This is a genomic window from Ligilactobacillus ruminis DSM 20403 = NBRC 102161 (assembly GCF_900113455.1).
Lineage (GTDB): Bacteria > Bacillota > Bacilli > Lactobacillales > Lactobacillaceae > Ligilactobacillus > Ligilactobacillus ruminis.
Map to the genome: position 1 here is coordinate 1 of NZ_FOPI01000016.1, position 19,341 is coordinate 19,341.

At 46.6% G+C, this 19,341-nt stretch carries 17 protein-coding genes and 3 pseudogenes; 5 read left to right on the plus strand and 15 right to left on the minus strand.

Features of this window, described 5'->3' with window-relative positions; translation table 11 throughout:
* Both BMZ95_RS05775 and istB read left to right on the plus strand, forming a co-directional pair.
* Positions 1–562, plus strand: a 562-nt coding sequence (locus BMZ95_RS05775; RefSeq protein ID WP_404802669.1) for a Mu transposase domain-containing protein, incomplete at its 5' end; no start/stop codon positions are given.
* 1 nt (position 563) lies between these two features.
* Positions 564–1,302: pseudogene (gene istB / locus BMZ95_RS05780) on the plus strand (IS21-like element helper ATPase IstB).
* 238 nt (positions 1,303–1,540) lie between these two features.
* Here the strand turns inward: istB and BMZ95_RS05785 are convergent.
* The 6 genes and pseudogenes from BMZ95_RS05785 to BMZ95_RS05810 all read right to left on the minus strand — a co-directional run bounded on the left by BMZ95_RS05785 (position 1,541) and on the right by BMZ95_RS05810 (position 7,434).
* Positions 1,541–2,161 (minus strand): hypothetical protein, encoded by a 621-nt coding sequence (locus BMZ95_RS05785; protein WP_143454964.1) that lies wholly within the window; start codon positions 2,159–2,161, stop codon positions 1,541–1,543.
* 27 nt (positions 2,162–2,188) lie between these two features.
* Entirely contained in the window at positions 2,189–3,349 is a 1,161-nt protein-coding gene (locus BMZ95_RS05790) for a DUF262 domain-containing protein (protein ID WP_052750358.1), read from the minus strand.
* A gap of 226 nt (positions 3,350–3,575) precedes the next feature.
* Positions 3,576–4,403: an HNH endonuclease gene (locus tag BMZ95_RS05795; RefSeq protein WP_225357356.1), complete on the minus strand. Its 828-nt coding sequence runs from the start codon at positions 4,401–4,403 to the stop codon at positions 3,576–3,578.
* Between the two features lie 57 nt (positions 4,404–4,460).
* Positions 4,461–4,834 (minus strand): annotated as a pseudogene (locus tag BMZ95_RS05800) (NUDIX hydrolase).
* The gene (locus BMZ95_RS05805) at positions 4,800–6,032 is read right to left on the minus strand and encodes a lipase (protein WP_225354926.1); all 1,233 of its coding nucleotides are present in this window, start codon (positions 6,030–6,032) and stop codon (positions 4,800–4,802) included. Before BMZ95_RS05805 ends, BMZ95_RS05800 begins: the two are co-directional and overlap by 35 nt.
* Before the next feature lie 361 nt (positions 6,033–6,393).
* On the minus strand, positions 6,394–7,434 hold the full coding sequence (locus BMZ95_RS05810; RefSeq protein ID WP_046922344.1) for a zinc-binding dehydrogenase: 1,041 nt from the start codon (positions 7,432–7,434) through the stop codon (positions 6,394–6,396).
* Positions 7,435–7,799: 365 nt separating this feature from the next.
* Between BMZ95_RS05810 and BMZ95_RS05815 the strand changes: the two genes are divergently transcribed.
* A complete protein-coding gene (locus BMZ95_RS05815) occupies positions 7,800–9,212 on the plus strand; it encodes a DHA2 family efflux MFS transporter permease subunit (protein WP_143454966.1) in 1,413 nt (470 codons plus the stop codon).
* Between the two features lie 325 nt (positions 9,213–9,537).
* Here BMZ95_RS05815 and BMZ95_RS05820 read toward each other — a convergent pair whose 3' ends face one another.
* From BMZ95_RS05820 to BMZ95_RS11450, 3 genes are read right to left on the minus strand one after another with little or no spacing between them, the layout of a single operon-like run.
* Positions 9,538–10,056, minus strand: a complete 519-nt coding sequence (locus tag BMZ95_RS05820; protein WP_046922342.1) for a GNAT family N-acetyltransferase — start codon at positions 10,054–10,056, stop codon at positions 9,538–9,540.
* Positions 10,053–10,874 carry an MATE family efflux transporter gene (locus BMZ95_RS05825; protein WP_225354925.1) on the minus strand — a complete coding sequence of 274 codons (822 nt, stop codon included), beginning with the start codon at positions 10,872–10,874 and terminating at the stop codon, positions 10,053–10,055. The genes BMZ95_RS05820 and BMZ95_RS05825 overlap by 4 nt, the downstream gene beginning before the upstream one ends.
* Positions 10,875–10,879: 5 nt before the next feature.
* Complete coding sequence (locus BMZ95_RS11450; RefSeq protein ID WP_225354924.1) at positions 10,880–11,035, minus strand: hypothetical protein; 156 nt, start codon at positions 11,033–11,035, stop codon at positions 10,880–10,882.
* A 129-nt stretch (positions 11,036–11,164) separates the two neighbouring features.
* Between BMZ95_RS11450 and BMZ95_RS05830 the strand changes: the two genes are divergently transcribed.
* On the plus strand, positions 11,165–12,331 hold the full coding sequence (locus BMZ95_RS05830) for a hypothetical protein (protein ID WP_046922341.1): 1,167 nt from the start codon (positions 11,165–11,167) through the stop codon (positions 12,329–12,331).
* 4 nt (positions 12,332–12,335) lie between these two features.
* Here BMZ95_RS05830 and metA read toward each other — a convergent pair whose 3' ends face one another.
* A complete protein-coding gene (gene metA / locus BMZ95_RS05835; protein ID WP_014073093.1) occupies positions 12,336–13,256 on the minus strand; it encodes a homoserine O-acetyltransferase MetA in 921 nt (306 codons plus the stop codon).
* A 414-nt stretch (positions 13,257–13,670) separates the two neighbouring features.
* On the opposite strand from metA, the gene BMZ95_RS11260 reads away from it, so the two are divergent.
* Complete coding sequence (locus BMZ95_RS11260) at positions 13,671–13,832, plus strand: hypothetical protein (protein WP_164477218.1); 162 nt, start codon at positions 13,671–13,673, stop codon at positions 13,830–13,832.
* Here BMZ95_RS11260 and BMZ95_RS05840 read toward each other — a convergent pair.
* The 5 genes and pseudogenes from BMZ95_RS05840 to BMZ95_RS05860 all read right to left on the minus strand — a co-directional run.
* Positions 13,823–14,047: pseudogene (locus BMZ95_RS05840) on the minus strand (methylenetetrahydrofolate reductase); the annotation flags it as partial. The gene BMZ95_RS11260 and the pseudogene BMZ95_RS05840 sit on opposite strands and share 10 nt — an antisense overlap.
* A gap of 27 nt (positions 14,048–14,074) precedes the next feature.
* Positions 14,075–15,085, minus strand: a complete 1,011-nt coding sequence (locus BMZ95_RS05845; protein WP_046922339.1) for a GNAT family N-acetyltransferase — start codon at positions 15,083–15,085, stop codon at positions 14,075–14,077.
* 6 nt (positions 15,086–15,091) lie between these two features.
* Entirely contained in the window at positions 15,092–17,455 is a 2,364-nt protein-coding gene (locus BMZ95_RS05850) for a cation-translocating P-type ATPase (protein ID WP_046922338.1), read from the minus strand.
* Between the two features lie 267 nt (positions 17,456–17,722).
* Positions 17,723–19,063, minus strand: a complete 1,341-nt coding sequence (locus tag BMZ95_RS05855) for an MFS transporter (protein WP_046922337.1) — start codon at positions 19,061–19,063, stop codon at positions 17,723–17,725.
* 23 nt (positions 19,064–19,086) lie between these two features.
* A partial coding sequence (locus BMZ95_RS05860; RefSeq protein ID WP_225357358.1) for a hypothetical protein occupies positions 19,087–19,341 on the minus strand: 255 nt, incomplete at its 5' end.

Below are 19,341 nucleotides of genomic sequence, written 5' to 3' on the forward strand. Positions count from 1 at the left end.
TCATCCAATCGCTTGTCGGCCATTTAGGCCGCAGACCAAAGGCTGCGTTGAAGCATTGGCAAGAACGATGGGACGACTGAAGCCTTACGATGGAGAGTTCTGTACCATTAATGACCTGAATGATATCGTTAATCGATTAGCCAAACGCCTAAATCACGAGAAGTCACAAAGCAATAACCGGAAGCCGGTTGAATTATGGACAAAAGAAAAAGAGCATTTCCGGCCTCTCAATTACGATCTCACAAGATACTTCGACAGCGTCCAAACCAGAAAAGTATCGCAAGACTCAATGATTAGATTTCAAAACCATCAATACTCTGTCTCCCCTAATTATATCGGAAAAGAGGTTGAAATCAAACCGGATACTGATGGTAAATCTATTCGTATCTTCTATCAAGGATCTGAAATCAAGAAACACGATTTAACAAATAAACAGTTTAATTACGATCCTCGTGATAAACATGCCATTCTTAAAAGTGATTTGATGGAAGACAAAACGGATGAAGAAATCGATCAGTATATGCTTAATAATCTCAGCATTTATGATCAGATAGGGGAATAAAATGAATCAATATCAAAGACTAATCGACAATTTAACGAAGCTGAATTTAAATAATATGGCCGAATCAATTGCGGATTATCGGCAGCAAGTCAATGACAGTCAAATCAGCTTCAGCGAGGCACTATTAGAGTTAACGGATAAGGAGATTGCCTATCAGCGACAAGAAAGCTTAAAGCGAAGAATAAAGCGGGCTCGTTTCCCGATTGTCAAACGGCTCAGTGATTTTAATTATCAATTTCAGCCTTTGGTTAATCGGCAGCAAATCGACGAGTTTGCGACCATGTCATTTCTGGATAATTAAGGGAACATTATCTTTAATTGGCAGTCCTGGCGTGGGCAAAACACACCTGTCCATCGGAATTGGCATCGAAGCATGCCGGCAAGGCGTGCGAACATTATTCATAAACTGTCACGAATTAATTCTCAGATTGAAGTCAGCTCAAGAAAAGCAGCATCTGGAACGAGTAATGCGTCAATACGAAAGGTATGATCTGTTAATCATTGATGAACTTGGGTATTTGCCGATATCGGCGAATGAATCCAAGATGCTGTTTCAACTAATAAATGGCCGTTATGAACGCAAATCAACGATCATAACGACCAATGTTCCATTATCAAGTTGGGGAACCGTCCTTAATAGCACGGCAACCGCAGAAGCCATTTTAGACCGCCTTGTCTATCACTCACACGTGATTAAGATCAAGGGAAAGTCATACCGTTTAACATCGGTCAGTTCTTAAACCGCCCAAATCATACATTTTTAAACCGCCATAAAACGACAATTTAAATCCGCCCTTGACAATTTACTGAACTGGTAATTTCAGTCAGTACTTTTCTCAAGTACTATTAGGCTCCAAATGATTGAGCTTAACTGTATGTATGCACGATATCATTAGCTTTCACTCCCTCTAAGGACAACATAAAAAGGGCGCAGAGAATCTGATTCTCCACGCCCTTTTGTCAATATTCAAATTTGAATCAGCAGAACGAATATACATGGAACTCGCCATCTCCCAGCGAATTAAGCCACTGCATCTGCGTAAGCCTGTCCAGTTCCATGAAGAACTCATCCAGCTTGTCAACATAGCTGCCAGCATCACCATTTTCAACGGCTTCCCTCATTTCATCGGACGTATACTCGGTAAGAAGGACCCTGTTGTAGATTCTCGCATATTCTTCATAACTGTCACTTGAAAGCATCGGCTTCAGAATCCCATTGCTGATGAACTCGTCAATTCCGTTCACCATCCAGCTTTCACCCGTCCTGATTGAAAAGATGCTGAACCAGTACGACTTCCACAGCTTTTCCTCCGGATGAAGCTGGTCATGAACACTGTCCACGACAGACTCATCATGCACGGGAGCAAACATGCCGTTTGATTCATTCTCGTCCATCAAATTGATGAGATCGACGGAAACCACTTCCGCATTCATGCTCTCAGCATCCTCCCGATTGTCAATATACCGCCTGACAAGCCTGGCATATTCCCTGCAGAAGAACTCGAACATATTCAGCTTCTCATCCGTAGTGAAAATATGATACCGGTCCGCAAGCACAATCTTCCTGGAAAGATGGAGCCATACATCCCGTGCCCACATGCGTGCCTCCCGTTGATATAGAATTAACTAAAAAATATTATTAATTAAATTCATATAAACCTCTCGTCGCTGCCCGTTGGAAAGGTTTTCGAACTTAGTATCTTTAACCCAATCAACAAGATTATTCTCTTGAATTCCATTAGCAAGAATGTAATATCCAGTCAAATACATCACATACTGCATCTTATTGGCATATTCTTTAAGATTATTATTAGTAATAAAATCCAATGCCTTTTTCAAATTCTCTAACGTTAAACATGAGATTCTATTCAAGTCCTCCTTGCTTAGCTTCAACAACTGCCTCTCCTTCGTATCCGATGGTATTGGTGCATAATTTTTACTATGATTTCCATCTTTAAACAGACGCTCTATTGCGGGATTCAGACTAGCAATTGGATATGAAACATTTGATGAGAAAGGAGTGAATAACTCTTCAAAATCATACCTTTTGACCATATTTTTATAAGGTGTAATAAACTCACTATAAATGTCAAAATCATGTGTTTTGAGTTTTGATAAAGACAATTCTATCAAAGATACCTTACTACCTGCATTATTAAGAACCTCAAACCATTCAATTTGCTCGTCCTCTGTCATGTTATCAGCAATATGGATTGTATAACTGTAATTTAATATTTTAGATCTAATACCAATCAAAATAGGAAACAGTTCCGTTGCATCATTAGAGGACCATTCTCCATATACGTAATCTTGTAATACCTTTTGATCTTTGTTGAACAAAATACCAACCGGAACTTGATTTCTATCATATTTTTTCCTTTTTCTGAATTTTGATTGCGATAAATCCAATGCTATTTTTTCGAAACTACTATCGTTAGAATAAGCCTTATAATTCGTTGTTAACCTTTGTTGTCCATCAACTACAGACAACTTTCCTTGATTCTCACCATCAATCTGCTCCCTACTGATAAAATTTAATTGGGGAACTTCATCATGCGTACCTATCTCATTCAACGAAATAGGCGCAACTGGAGCTTTACCAAAAAGCTGATAATTAAATAGGGCAATTGCTTTATCATCATTCCAACTTAAACCTCTTTGATATAAAGGAACGGTCAATCCCCCTTCCTCAATACGTTTATTCAAATCTTGAATAGTCATTGTCTGACTTCTTTTTGTTGGATTAAAATTTATAGCAGCTTCAAATTTATCATAATTTCTCTTCATTGAATCACCTCATAAAATATAATAGCAGCTATGCAAATAATCTTGTTTTTTCACCAAAAAAGCAAATTAACATGTAGCAGCTACAAATATTATAACATAACCTTCCGCATCAATACACGTCTTCCTGAATTAACAAACTATTGCATGAATTATTTTCAAATGAACTTTACTATAAGTTACAGCTAACTTCAAATATAAAAGCAGACCGCACCGCAACCTGCTTTTCTTATACATAATACGATTCCAACTCATCAATCGAAATATCAATTCCATGAACCTTGATGTCATCGATACGTTCAAAGTAAAATTTCTCAAGCATCCTGTTTCTGTCCTGCTTGATAGCAAAATGAATGCGCCGATGGCAAGTGGGACAGAGCGGGATAATGTTATCTGCAAAATCAATTGTGTACTCAAAGTCACATTGATGCTGCATGGGAATTAAATGATGACCCTCAACAAAGTTTTTATGATCATTTTCAGAGATGAATGTTTCATGACTGCTGTCATAACAACATTTCCATCCGCTCCTATGCTTGGCTGCAAGCATTTCATGAGGATTGCGTGGATACTGGAGAATTGTCGTTTGAACAGGACTTTTTCTCACGGGCTTCTTAAGCAATTTTATCTTGTAGCGTTCAGATGGGGATTCTTTTATCTCGCCAGCATTAACAATCTTTAACTGGTCAAGATAATCAAGATAGCCGTTAATTGTAGCGCTGTAAAAATTCTTCTTTTCTCTGTTAAGCTTGACAAAATCATTCATTCTGAAAAAAGCTTCAATTCCTGCAGCGGTTTTCTCTGATTCCAAGCTAGTTGGATATGATCCGTAAACTTCCTTATAAAAAACAATTATCTTCATCAAATGGTTGCGGTAAGACTGAGCCTTCCCGCTTGACTTACTGACTTTGCCGGCCTTAAATGACAAATCGGTCTGATAATCAAAGAATCCTTCAAAGAAGTCCTTATACAGAGGATTGTTCCTTACATAGAGATACCTTGGGTCTGTTCTGGCGTCAATTGGCACAAATACAGTTTCCATTACTTTCCCCTCCACAACACAAGTTCTTGACCTCAAGTATAGCACACATTGCAACCAAAAAAACAATGCACATCAGTCAAACCTCACCTTCCCCTCATCCCCTGCCCTGTATGCCTCAAAGCACATGCGCACCTGCTCTTCGCTATTCTTGGCAACGGCAAGAGGGGGCTTCTGAAAACCAGTCAAAGCCGGTGGTCTCGATGTTTTTCTCGGAGCTTCCGCCGGTGACGTGGCAGAGGGTGAAGATCTTGCAGACACCGTATGCGTAGTGGGTAGTGTTGTGACTTTCCCAGTCGTGCAACGGCGATGACTCTGTCGACTTCGGCGGCAATGTCGCGGATCCTTGCGTAGCGTTCAAGGTCGAAGTCGTCTCTGCCGGAGGTGAGTCCGGCCTGTGCCAGGCTCTGGAGTTCAATGATCATGTCGGTCCACTTGTTCCTGCTCATACATATTCCTGCTTTCTTCTGCATCCCTCAACACCCCCGCCGCCTCTCTTCTGATGCGGGATCCGGTCTGTTCCGTCAACTGGGTCAGCTCCGCTTTGAGTTGTCCGGCCAGTCCACGGAGGATGATCCGGTCCTGAAGTTCATACGGCCGCGGAAACCCGCGGGAAGTTCCGGGAAACTCCAGCTCCTCCAGAAGAAATTTCCTCACTTCCTGTTCGTTCATGAAGGAACACAGGCTGACGCCACGGCGTATGCAGCAGGAGACAAGTTGTCCGCGCTCACGTTCGGAAGATGCGCGCACCTCGCTCACTGCCTTGTCGGAAGCGGCGGAAACGAACGAGGCAAATGTTCTGCAGGCCGGGTCTCCGCTCTGCATTTTCCGGCAGAAGGAAAGTTCTTCTTCGCTAAGGAGCGGCCTGCCGTCCTCTGATGTGACGGAGCCGGATTCGCTGAAGTGCCAGCTTCTCAGGCTGTGACAGGCGAGAATGTCAAGGGATGTGCGCTGTCCCGCGGCGGTGATTGCGCAGTCGAGACGGTCGGGAGTGACGTTGCCGATGATGTCGCCGGGGTTGTGGTAGTTTCTGAACTCGTAGGGGTGGCTTCTGATGCAGGCGCATTCTTCTGCGGACAGGATGGTGCTGATGTCCGGTCCGTTGAAGCAGGTGGAGGACATCCGTAACTTGACGGCAACGTAGATGGCAAGAGACGCTCCGAGGGAGTGTCCGGTCGTCGTGAACGTGCGTCCGCCGGCGGCTCGGTGCGCGAATTTCAGCGCAGAAACGGCCTGGGAGTCTCCGGATTCCCTGGCAGCAAGAAGTGCAGTTCCGTCAAGGCCGAGCCTTGAGATGAGTTCCTGTACGCGGGGATTTTTCGCAATGACCTCCCTGAGCCGGTCCCGGCCGTCATCAAGGGGGCTGTGCTCCCTGCCGAGGGCGATGAACTCGATGTCGGTCAGCGCATCCCTGATGTCTGCGGGGTCCGTTCCGCCATAGGCGATGACAAGTTCGTCCGGGGCGTCCCTTGGCGTCACTGCCAGCGCCTGAAGTCCGTTTTTCTTATTGCTTTCGACGTCTTCCACCACATACTTTCTGCCATGAATCGTGACCATTCTGCCCTTCCTGTACTGATGAGGAAACTTGCCTACGAAGTAGACGGCACGGGAAAGGTACCTGTACTGTTCGTCAGTGATTTCCGGCATCGGCGTCACCTCCTTCCTCCCGTTGTCTGACATGCGGCTTTCTTGTTTCTGAAAGCCGCTGGTTGAAGGAAAACGATTACACATTTGATTATAGCCTGTGGGAAGTGAGATTTCAATGCGGCGCATGACTGTGTGGAAGTCATGTCACGGTGTCTGTAACCTGGAGGCTTGTTTTTTGGTGGTCGATCTCCATGGTTGATGGAAATTACGCGCGTTGCCCACCAAAACTGGAATTTTGACTTTCCTCACACTGCTAATATGAAGCCCCGCCGACACCAGACAGAAGCTTAGCTTACGGCTCATAACCACTCGAATCCACACATTCAAAAAAACGAGGCCGCAAAACGCAGCCTCGCCTGTCCTAGTCCATGATGAGGTAGGACTTGATCGTCTTTCTGTCCGCCATGTCCTTGTATGCCTGATTGATTTCATCCAGCGTATAGCTGTTCGTGAAGACCTTGCCCGGATTGATATGACCGTCAAGGACCGCCTTCAGCAAGACTTCCTTGTCATAGGTCGTCACCGAAGCAGGACCACCGGCAAGCGTGACGTTTCGGTAGAACGTTTCTGCCGGATCCATCTTGGCGCCATGCGGAAGTCCGACGCGGCCGATGAAGCCGCCGGGACGAACGACGCCGAATGCCTGGTCGGTCGAGCCCTGGGCACCGACGCATTCGAGGACGGCATCGGCACCGTAGCCGCCCGTCAGTTTGAGGACCTTTTCGATGCCTTCCGTTCCGCGTTCAGCAACGACGTCGGTTGCGCCCGATTCGAGCGCCATCTTCTGGCGGTCTTCGTGACGGCTCATGATGATGATCTGCGAAGCTCCGAGCATCTTGGCGGCAATCACCGCACATTGACCGACGGCTCCGTCACCGACGACGACGACCTTGTCGCCTGGTTTGACGTGTGCGGTTTTAGCAGCGTGGTAGCCGGTTGCCATGACGTCGGCCAGCGTCAGCAGGGATTTGAGCATCCCTTCGCTGTAGTCGTCAGGAGAACCGGGCACTTTGACCAAAGCCCAATCAGCGTGCTGGAAGCGCAGGTACTGAGCCTGGGCGCCCTTGCTGAAATTATCGTCATGATCGACGCAAACGCCGTCAAAGCCTGCCAGACATGCGGGACAGTGCCCGCAGCCGTGCGTGAACGGCACGATGACGAAATCGCCAGGCTTGACAGTCGTCACGCTTTCTCCGACTTCTTCCACGATGCCGATTGCTTCGTGTCCGTCGTTGATCGAGTGCTTTTGCTTGCTGTCGCCGGCGGAATATGCCCACAGGTCGGAGCCGCAAACGCACGATCGAACGACGCGAATAATCGCATCGTCTGCTTTTTGAATCTTGGGCTTGTCCAGATCGACAACGCTCATTTGGCCTGCTTGTTCATAATATGCTGTTTTCATCAGAGTCAGCTCGCTTTCATGTTTTGATGACTCAATTATAAAACCTCAAGCTGACTTTAGGTCAAGTGCTTGCGTAATGAAAATGCAGAGCTTCGTTTGCAGTCCATGCTTTTTTAATCATTGCGATCTTGCGTTTTTTCTGAAAAATTCCTTTCAAAGCTCTGCATTTCAGAAAAATTCTAACCGTTTTTTAACTTACGTCATCCACTTTCAGTGTGCTAGGATAATCAATGTTGTATTTTTACGGAAATTGTGACAGTCAGGTCGCAGTAATGCGACGGTGGACAAGTCTCCCGATCTTTGCTTAAGCGAAAATCGACTGCACATTGAGAGGAGAGATTTTTTTGGAAAATTCAGAAATGCGTATGAACACTGCAATTGTTGAAGTTGACCGTCCATGGCTTGCCATGTCATCCATGCTGATTGGTGCGTTCGTCGGAATGCTCAGCGAAACTTCCCTGAACATTGCACTGCCGACGCTTGGCAGGGTCTTTTCAGTCGGAACCGGCACGCTGCAGTGGCTCGTGACAGGGTACATGCTGATGATCGGCATTGTGCTGCCGTTTTCAAGTCTGATTTCAAAGTGGTTTTCAACCCGTCAGATCATCATCTTCGCTTTGGCTGACTTTACGGTCGGGGCATTGATTTCCGGCTTTGCAAACAGCTTTGGCATGCTTTTGTTCGGACGGATGATTCAGGGAATCGGCACCGGACTGATTCTTCCGCTGATGTTCACGGTTGCGATGCTGATCTTCCCGCCGAAGAAGCTGGGACTTGCGATGGGCATCAACGCACTTGTCATCATGTTTGCACCGGCAATCGGACCGACCGTCACGGGCATCGTCCTCGGAGCCCTCTCATGGCGTGCCGTCTTCTTCATGTTTGCAATCATTTTACTTGTCGGACTTCTTTTTGCCTTCATCGGTCTGAAGAACGTCAGCCGCATCACCCGTCCTAAGATTGACTTGCCGTCAGTGCTGGGATCCGTCATCGGCTTCAGTTCCATTGTTGCAGGAACAAGTCTCGCATCAGAAGCTGGTTGGACTTCGCCAAGGGTGCTCGGTCTTCTTGCCGTCGGCATCATCGTACTCGTCCTTTATGCAGGACGTCAACTGAAGCTTGATGAACCAGTCCTGAACCTCAGAGTCTTCGCCAAGCCTGCCTTCCGGACCGGCGCCATCCTCGTCATGATTGATTTCGGCATCATTTTGTCCGCGATGTATCTCATGCCCCAGTTCATTCAAAATGCCATGATGCTGCCGGTTGCGATGACCGGGCTCATCATGCTGCCGGGCGGCATCGTCAATGCCTTGGTCTCTGCATTTGCCGGGAGAATGTATGACCGCATGGGGGCCAAGCTGCTTGCTCGCTTGGGCTTCGTCATTGCCCTGATCGGCGTTTTGATGTTCTGTTTTGCAGACGCAAAGTCGTCTCTTGCCTATGTCATCGCTGCTCACGTCGTTTTGATGATCGGCTGTCCGCTTGCGATGTCGCCATCCCAGACGCATGCTTTGAATGCGCTGGCCGGTCCGGAATCTGCCGACGGTTCAACGATCATGAACACGCTGCAGCAGATCATCGGCGCAATTGCAACGGCTCTTGCGACGAGCTTTCTTGCGATGGGTCAGGCTGCTTCTGCATCCTCAAGCGAAGCGCTTCGGTTTGAACACGGCGTTCGCTACGGTTTTTGCTTCACTTTGGCTTTGGCGCTGATCGGCTTTATCGTTTCGCTGCGCTTGAAGGATCGAACACAGAGCGAAGACGTTGATTTTGATTAATAATGAAGAAAAAAGCAGTCGGGTCATTGAACCTGGCTGCTTTTTCATTATTCCCTTTTCTGCCGCTTATTTTTGATCCGAATTGAAGTTTCTGACAAAGTCGATTGAATTGCGCTTGAATTTTGCTCATGATCTCATCAAGATTTCCGGACAAAGCAGCCGTTTTTGATGGTTTGTCCGTAAACAAAACTCATTTTACGGACAAACAGGCATTTTCCAGCGATTTGCCCGTAAATACCCGCCACGCTGAACAACCAGGCGACGAAATTCCGTCCGAGCTCTGCATTTTACGACAAAAAAACAAGCGCCGTTTGACGCTTTTCTTTCAATCTTCAAGATTCTTGACCAAAACGCTGTCATGCTGCTCATCTTCTCCGAGCATGAAAACGTGGGTACCGACCTTTTTAAACCCATATTTCGTATAAAAGCGATAGGCGCGCTTGTTTTGCTCTTCGACTCCGAGCCACATCATGGGGCGTTTGAGTTCGCGCGCAACGGAAATGGCATGCTCCATCAAAGCCGCGCCGATACCGTGACCGTGATATTCTTTCAAAGAATAAATTCTTTGTATCTCCAACGCATCCGGATAATCGGGTTCGGTTTGAGAATCAGCCCAGTTGACCTTGACGAATCCGACGGCGTCATTGCCGTCAAGATAGAAGTAATAATCCGACGTCTCACACTCTATTTCTGATTTGAGCACGTCAAAATCATAGGCGGTCTCAAGATATTCCTTCATGTCTTCTTCACTGTTTTCGTAGGCAAAAGTATCATAGAAAGTCTTTTTTGCCAGCTTTTGCAGCATCAAAACGTCTTCGTTTGTGTTGATTGCTTTCCTGATCATGATTTATCCTCCATTTCGCTAAAAATCCGTTTCAACGTAATGACGCACAAAACGGATGTCACGATTACTGAAATAACGTCAGAAACCGGTTCTGCAATGTAGATGCCTTTCACGCCTGAAAATTTTGGCAAGATGAGTGCCAACGGAATCAGCAGGATGATTTTCCGCAGCGTGGCGATAAAAAGCGAAACCTTCGCCTGGCCCAATGCGAGAAACGTCGCTTGACAAGCCGCCTGAATCCCGAAAATCGCAATGCCCAAGAAAAAAATCGGCATGATTCGGCATGTCAAAGCAACAAGTTCGGCATCGTTCGTAAACATTGAAGCATAAATGCCCGGGCAAAAAATCGCAACGCCAGCCAAGATGAGCGTTCCCAGCAAGCACACGGAAACCAGGCGAATCACCGTTTCTTTCACGCGCATCCTGTTTCCTGCGCCGTAGTTGTAGCTGATGATCGGCTGGACGCCTTGAGTAATGCCGTTGACCGGAATGACGATCAATTGCATGATGCTCATCAGAATCGACATCGAACCGACGTAAAGGTCGCCGCCGTAATGCTGAAGGCCGGTATTGAAAGTGATCGTCACCAAGCTTTCCGTGCTCTGCATGACGAACGGTGCAATGCCCCAAGCAGCGATTTTAAGGATCAAAGACTTGTCCGGCCTGACAAGTTTCAAGTACAGTACGCTTCTTTTCGACTTCAAAAACGAGACGATCCAGACTGCGCTGACAAACTGCGAGATGACCGTTGCAAGCTGTGCCCCGCCTGCTCCGGCAAATGCACTGAACGCGGCAATCAAAGTGATGATAACCCCCACGCCCGTCAAAGCCAGATTACCATCGCCTGCATATGTCCGATGTAGATTAGATCGACGATATTGTACAATACGTTGATCAGTTGTGTCAAAACCGTTGGCAGCGCCAATGAAAGCATCAGCCTGCCCAACGGAGCCGTTCCTAATTTCTCGTCATTTCTCATTCAACAGCTTCTTTCCAATTTGGATATACGAGTATTTTACCATTGCAAATGCGCAAAAAAAGTTTTGTCTCCCATATGTCGTTTGAATTAGTGTATAATGTAAACAGTTACTAAATTCAGGAGTTATAAATGATAAAAAAATTACGCGCAAAACATGTTCCGGAAACGGCTTATTTAATAATGTTTGCGATTTTCTCGGCAGCTGCCTTCATTGAAGGAACGACTCTGACGCATGTTTTTGGCGTGGATCGATTGATGGCTTTGACATATCGCATCTACCAGCTTTCGGTTCTCGGCGTACTCGGAAAAATCTTCTTTTTGGACGACTCGACGAAAAAAACCAAAACAGGCATTTTCTTGACGCTTGCCGTGCTCTATTTCATCTGCCATCGTGCGCAGGCAATGGCGCCTTTTTTCATGGCCGTTTTCATCTTCGGTGCAGTCGGTGTCGATTGGAAGAAGATTCTGAAATGTTTCTTTTTCACTGGTCTGCTTTTGACGTGCCTTTCGCTTTTTGGCGCTTTGTTTCGCATAATTCCTAATATGGCACAGGCAAGAACGTATTTTGGCATCCCGTTCCGTCGTTTCAGCATGGGAATTGCGACTCCGACCGATTTTGCGGCGCATGTCTTTTCCTTGATGATGGCTTATGTTTTGCTGCGAGATTTTAAGTGCGACAAAAAATGCCTGATTCGTCTTTCATTGATTGCTTTTCTGACGTTTGCTCTCACTGATGCGCGGCTTGACTTGATTTTAATGATTCTGCTGCTTTTGTGCACTGCATTTTATGATAAGATTAAAGCGTTCATCACGGCTTCCGGACCCGGCTTCTTTGGCATCATTATCGGCGGATATGCTCTGTTTGATCTTTGGATAACTCACGTCTACTATATGCCAAGCCGTTTCTGGGAAACGCTCGACCGCTTTTTGTCAAGCCGCTTGTTCTACGGCAACGTTGCCATGAAACAATGCCAGGTTCCGCCTCTTTTTGGGCGTTTCATCCCTCAAAACGGCAACGGACTCATGCTGAAACCCGGTGAACGGTACTTTTTCATCGACTCGTCAATCGTTCGCATGTGGACCATGTTCGGCATCGTCTTCACGATTTTGATGATCATGCTGACGGCATTTCTCATCATCCGCGGATTTTCGACAAAATACGTTCCGCTGTTAGTCATTTTAGCACTGATCGTGATTGAATCCGCAATCGATCATCATTTGTGGGACATATCCTACAACGTCTTGTTCGTTGCAGCTTTTGCCGACTGGAGCAGCCTGACTAAAAGGCAGCGCTGAATTCCTATTTTGTCGTCTGAATGAACTCATACGGCGTCGTCTGATAGACGTAATAATTCAGCCAGTTGGAATACAAGATATTGGCGTGCGATCTCCAGGTCAATAAGGGTTCTTTGGTGTCGTCGTCATCCGGATAATAATTTAAAGGCGGCTCAATCGGCAGGCCTTTTTCCTTGTCTCTCAAATATTCCCTTTGCAAAGTATAGCGATCGTATTCGGGATGGCCCATCACAAAGACCTGATGCCCGTCATTTGCAATCACAAGGTAGATTCCTGCTTCTTTTGACTCTGCCAAAACGGAAAGCTCAGGATGTTTCAAGACATCCTGTTTGTCGACTTCAGCATGACGCGAATGAGGCGCAAAGAAAACGTCGTCAAAACCACGAACGAGCGGAACTTTGCGATTCAACAGCCGGTGCTGATAAATACCGAAACGTTTTTCTTTCAACAGGTGCTTCTTGATCCCGTAATGATAGTACAGACCTGCCTGAGCGCCCCAACAAAGGTGCAGCGTCGAAGTGACGTGTTTTTTTGACCATTCCATGATTTTGCAAAGTTCGTCAAAATAGTCGACTTCCTCAAATTCCAACTGCTCAACGGGTGCTCCCGTAATAATCAGGCCGTCGAAATTCTTGGCGGAAATCTCGGAAAAAGGCTCGTAAAACCTGTTCAAGTGGCTGAGTGCCGTATGCGTCGATTCATGCGTTTCAAGCGACACGAAAGAAACGTCGACTTGCAGCGGCGTGTTCGACAAAGCCCTCAAAAGCTGCAGTTCAGTAGCCTCCTTCAAAGGCATCAGGTTCACGATTGCAATTTTGATCGGTCGAATGTCCTGATGAATCGCACGCGTTTCGTCCATTACGAAAATATTTTCCTGATTCAAGATCTCGCGCGCCGGAAGATCATGTTGTATTTTAATCGGCATCTTGCCTACCCCCTTGTATCTAAAACAAAAACGCCCCCGTGAAAGAACATCTTTCACAGGGACGCATCCTAGCGTGGTACCACCCATCTTCGCTGCATCATCCGCAGCCTTCTCCGGCACCGTCATGCCTGGGATTATATCGTATCCTCACGAACCTTGAGCTTTCACTCGCAGTTAAACTCAGAGCTCATCTTCAGCTTGTCTGACCCGCCTTCTTTCACCAGCCAAAGGCTCTCTTTGGAATCCGAGTCCGCCTACTCTTCTCGTCAACGTTTTGTTTTATATTATTGACTGAAGTTTATACCCTTTTTCTAATCTTGTCAACACTTTGCTTTAATGGTACTGTAAAATGCAGCAAATAATCAGCCGTCTCGTCGATCGCAATCAAAAGACGGACAAAACGGTTATCTCTTTTTGCGTGACGACAACGTCAAAAACGGCCATCTGCTCAAAAACAAGACAGCCGTTCCGATCGTTGACGAAGACGTCTCCGTCAACTATTATGCAATTTGTCTCAAAAGACGCAGCCACATTCTTAAGCGTTTCATGAACAGCACGTTGCAGACTCAGACCTGATGAACCCTTCTGCCGTTTTCAAACAGACTTCTCGTTGCCTGCCAAATGTACTTGGCAGTTTCGGCATCATTCATCGTGTACAGATGTATGCCGGCAACGATCGGCGTATTGATGTCCGCCAGCTCGCAGCATTCTCTGAAACGATAAAAACTTTCATTGTCAAAAAACATCTGCGTGATCAAACTGTCGACCGCCTGGTTCGGCATTTTCTTTAATTCAAGATGGAAACGGGAACTTTTTTCTCAAGCTTTCTTGCGATATTTATTGATGATAACATCTCTTCCCTTGACCAGCATTGTCTTCTTGCCGACGAAATCAAAGCCGCACTTCATGATGACGCGGTTGCTTGCCAGGTTTTGCTCTTCTGCTTTAATCCTGATTTCAGGAAAGCCTTCTTCAAGCAAATAATCGCTAAACCCTTTGAAGGCTTCCGTCATATAGCCTTTGCCCCAGTATCTTCTTCCCAAAACGTATCCGATGACCGGCACCTCGTCTTCATAACCGACGACATCGATCATGCCGATCAATCCGTCGGTTTCCTTAAGGCAGATGCCGTATCGATGGCACTTCTCATCCTCGTAGGCACGCATCCATTCCGCAATGATCTTCTTGGTCACGTCGACGCTTTCGTGAGCGTCCCAAGTCAGATAACGCGTGACTTCAGGATCATTTGCCCACGTTTCATAGATTCTCATTGCATCATGCTCGTCCAGCCTGCGCAGATAAAGCCTGTTCGTTTCGACTGCTTTTTTCGGCGAAACCCATTCATAAAGTTCTGCGCCCTTTTCACCGATGTCATCGTAAAAAAGTTCGGTTTGCTTGACAAGCGCAAAGCCGTTCTTGCGATATAATTTTCCGGCGGAATCGTTGCCTTCGATCACGTCGAGGTGAATCGCTTTTCTTGCCCTGGATTTTATCACAGAAAGCATCGAAGAAGCGATGCCCTGCCCCCTGAATTCCGGCGAAACGGCAAACAGATGCAGCACGCAGACATCTTTTGTTTCCTTCCAGTCCGCATGATTGTATGCATCATCGTCGCCGTCTGACAAAATTCCCGCTGCTGCTATTTTTCCATCGATGCGTCCGAGCAGAAACAGCCGATTTGCGATCGCATACTCGAGATCGTCACGACACGGATATTGCCCCCAGTGCCAGCCAGGCGAATATTTGTCAACTTTTTGCTGCTCGCAAACCTTTTCATAAAAAATGCAGAGCTCTGACAAATCATTTTTTGTTGCTTGAACTATTTCCAAAATAAACTACCCCTTCTTGCCAAAATGCCTTGGTAAATCCTGCCTCTTCCTGCGAATTTTTCTGGCAATGCGCTCCGTTGCATGCGTCAGATGCCTTAAAATCGAATCGGCCGCAAACATGAAGACGACGACCATCAAAAAATCGGCCCTTGACAGCGGACTGATTGCAAAAAGATGCTTCAAAAACAAGAAGCAAAAGACCAGACCCGCAACGTTGAGCCATAGAATTGCCCACTTTTTCTTATTGAACGGCCGACTGATCCGAACCAAAACGATCAGCCCGATCGCACCCAAAAGCAGAGTCGCCATCGTCGAAATCTCATCATCGGAAATGCCGAAAATCTTGCCGCAGACCACAAGCGCAGCAACCGAAACCATATCGGTCAATCCGGCCGGAAAAGCCTTGATGAACACGTTCGTCAAAAAATGCCCCTTGATTCGGTCTTTGGTCGGCTCAAGTGCCAGCAAAAAGCCGGGAACGCCGATCGTAAATCCCGTCACCAAGGAAATCTGCGAAGGCTCAAGCGGGTACGTAAACATCAAAACAGCCGAAAAGACCGCCATCAGCAGCGAGAAAATATTCTTGACCAAAAACAGGCTTGCCGACCGCTGGATGTTATTGACGACTTGTCTTCCTTCAAGCACGACGTTTGGCATGTTCACGAAATCGGAATCAAGCAGGACGACCTGCGCAACTTGTGCGGTTGCCTCGCTGCCGGATGCCATCGCAACGCTGCAATCCGCATCCTTCATCGCTAAAATATCGTTGACGCCGTCGCCCGTCATCGCGACGGTATGCCCGTTTTTTTGCAGAGCGGATACGAAAGCCTGCTTTTGCTTCGGAGTCACGCGTCCGAAGACCGTTTTTGTCTCAAGCGCCTCTTCAACTTGCGCGTCGGTTGTCAAAGTCGAAGCATCGACGTAATTTCTGGCCCCATCGATTCCGGCCTGTTCGGAAATTTCGGAAACGGTTTTCGGATTGTCGCCCGAAATGACCTTGATCGCAACTTTTTGTTTTTTAAAATATTGAAACGTCTGCTTGGCGTTTTGACGAATCGGATTCTCAAAAATCACATAGGCCAACGGCTCAACGCTGCCCGAAAGGCCATGTTCAAGCTCAGTGCCGTCATACTTCGCAAACAAAAGCGCACGGTACCCCTTATCCGTATACGGCAAAATTTTATCTTCGATTTTTTCAAATTCAGAGCGCATGATGAACTCCGGTGCCCCTAACAAGTACGTTGCATCATTGAAAATTATTCCGCCATACTTTGTCGAAGACGTAAACGGAACAACCTTTAGAGCAGCATGTTTTTGCTCTGCATCTTCCGGGATAAACGACTGCAGCGCCTGCATCGTCGCATTGTTGTCCTTTGAGGCAAGCACGTAGTCCGTCAGCCTTTCAGTGACGTCTTCTTCTTCAAAGACGACTTTCTTGACTTTCATCTCAGGTTCAGTAATTGTTCCGGTCTTGTCGACGCACAAAACGTCAACGCGAGCCAACGTTTCGATGCTTTTCATGTCATGCAGCAAAACCTTGCGTTTCGAAAGCCTCATCGTGCTCAAGGCCAAGGCAACCGTCGTCAAAAGATACAGTCCTTCGGGAATCATCCCTAAAACGGCCGCAACCATTGACGTAATGCTCTTTTGAAACGTGACGCCGTTTAAAAAGAAGCTTTGGTAAAACAAAATGACCCCGATCGGAATAATGACGATTCCGACCCACTTGATGATTTCATTGATCGAACGTACCATCTCAGACTGTTCATAACCGTCAATCGTTTTGGCTTCCGACGTTAATTTTGATATGTAGGACTCGTTTCCGACCTTGTCCAGGCGCGCATAGCACCTTCCCGAAACGACGAAACTGCCGGAAAGAAGCGTATCTCCTTTTTTCTTGTCAATTTCATCCGACTCGCCCGTCAAAAGCGATTCGTTGACCTGAACGTTTCCTTCAAGCACCGTCGCATCCGCACAAATCTGCTCGCCGGCCGAAAGAAGCACGACATCGTCCTGCACCAGTTCTTCAGACTTGACCTTGCTTTCTTTTCCATCACGCACGACGATTGCATGCGGAGCATTCAGCAGGTTCATTTTGTCAAGTGTTTTTTTTGCGCGCCATTCCTGAATGATTCCGATGATGATGTTCCACAAAATAATCGGCAAAAAGGTCAGATTGCGAAACGATCCGACGATGCACAAAAGCACCGTGATCACCAGGAAGATCAAGTTGAAATACGTCAAAGTATTGCTCAAAATGATCTGCTTGACGGTCAGTCCGGTCGAAGCGTCCGACTGATTGGTTTTTCCGGCGTTGATTCGTTCTTTGACTTCTTTTTGAGTCAAGCCACCGTATCTAGCATCTTCCATCCATAAACTTCCTTTCGAAAAGCTTCTAAGTAAATAATAACTCAAGTTACGTCAAAACGCCTATAAGAATGCATTAAGATTGGTTTTCGCCAGGCAAATCCTTTCATGTTGCCGATAAAAAACAGGACTTCTGAGAACACCGGGGTTCAAAAGTCCTGTTTTGCAATTTGTTCATTTATATGAAAAAGCTGCCTGCAAAGCTTGACAGGGCACCAGAGTCACGGGGTTTCCGGCCAGACATTTAAACATACAGTGCGCAGACATCGATTAACTTCTCGCTTCAAACTTTAATTTCAGCACCAAGCCCAATGCAATCAAGGTTATCGCCAAAATAAGCACGATCGAAATGCGACTGCCGACCATGCTGCCGTTTGACATCGTTTTTTGAGCCCAGCCGAAGATGACGGAAACGACAGTTGTCGAAAGTGCTCCGGAAAACTGCTGCAAAGTATTCAAAACGCTGTTGCCGTCGATTGATTCTTCGCGTTCCAATTGACTGAGACTTGTCGCAACCAGACTGCTTGCCGCAAGCCCCATGCCGATCTTTGTGGCAACGTCGCCGCACAAAAGCAGTTTCACCCCTGCATTTGGCAAGACAAAGGCCAAAAAAGCCAACCCCAAAGATGCAAGCGTCAGTCCGAAGACAATCGGTTTGAAATAACCTAATTCATCCATCAATCGACCGGAAACCGGTGCGAGAAAAGCCACGAACGTTGCGCCCGGAAGCATGAACAGCCCTGCCGTGACGGTATTTTGATGCAACCCAATCTGAAGATAATTCGGGAAAATGAATGAGATGCCAAGCGCGATGGCCTGCGTGACCAAAGCACCATACATGAACCAGACGAAGCGATGATTGGAAAAGACGTTCAGACTGATGAGACGCTTCTTTTTGTTGGAAAAATAAAACATCAAAAGCGCCATGATGCTGAGCAAAAGCAGCCAAAGCGAAAAACGCTCGATGGCAACCAGCAAAAGCGCCAAACCCAATGCCAAAAAGAAGTATCCGCCAAAATTGAAACCGGTCTTTGTTTCAATTCTTCGCTGAGGAATCGACATGATTCCGACGACAAAAGAAATCGCAAGAATCGGCACGAGAAACAGGAAAATCTTGTTCCAGTCAAAATGATGCAGAATAATTCCGCCATAGGTCGGACCGATTACCGGCGCAAAGCAGGTCGTCATCGTGGCCACGCCGACCATGAAACCGCGTTTTTCCAACGGAACGTGCTCCAAAATAATGTGCATCGCAAGCGGCAAGGCAAGTCCGGTGCCGATTCCCTGAAGGATGCGACCGGCTAACAACAGTTCGAAATTTCCCGCAATCGAATCCAAAATCACGCCAAGCAGAAAAAAAAGATTTGAACTGACAAACAGATTTTTTTCGGAAACGTTTCGAATCAAATAGGCTGACAACGGAATGCTGATGGCAACCGTCAGCAGATTGGCAGTCGTCACCCATTGAATCAGTCCTGCATCGATTCCGAACTGCTTCATGAGCGTCGGAAAAGTCACGTTCATCGACGTTTCGATCAAAACGCCGCAAAAGCTCATGATCGTCGTTGCGACGACTGCTGGCATTACGTGCCACTTTTTCTTTGTTGTCATATTTTTACCTCGAATTCCAGAAATTACGCATAGAATTCATGATACGCTACAAAGGTCAGCCAAGTCAAGCAAAATACGAACGTTATCCGACAATCATCATCTTTTTTGGTAAGTCTCATCAAAATGCTGAAAACCGCGAATCTCAAAGAAAACGTCCCTGCGCCAAAAACAGGCGCAATGATTGCCGAAGTCCGTTTTGTCTGCAAGCTCATTTTACGGGCAAATCCCAGTTTTCCACGTTTTGCCCGTAACCGCCCGTCTTGTTTTACGGGCAAATC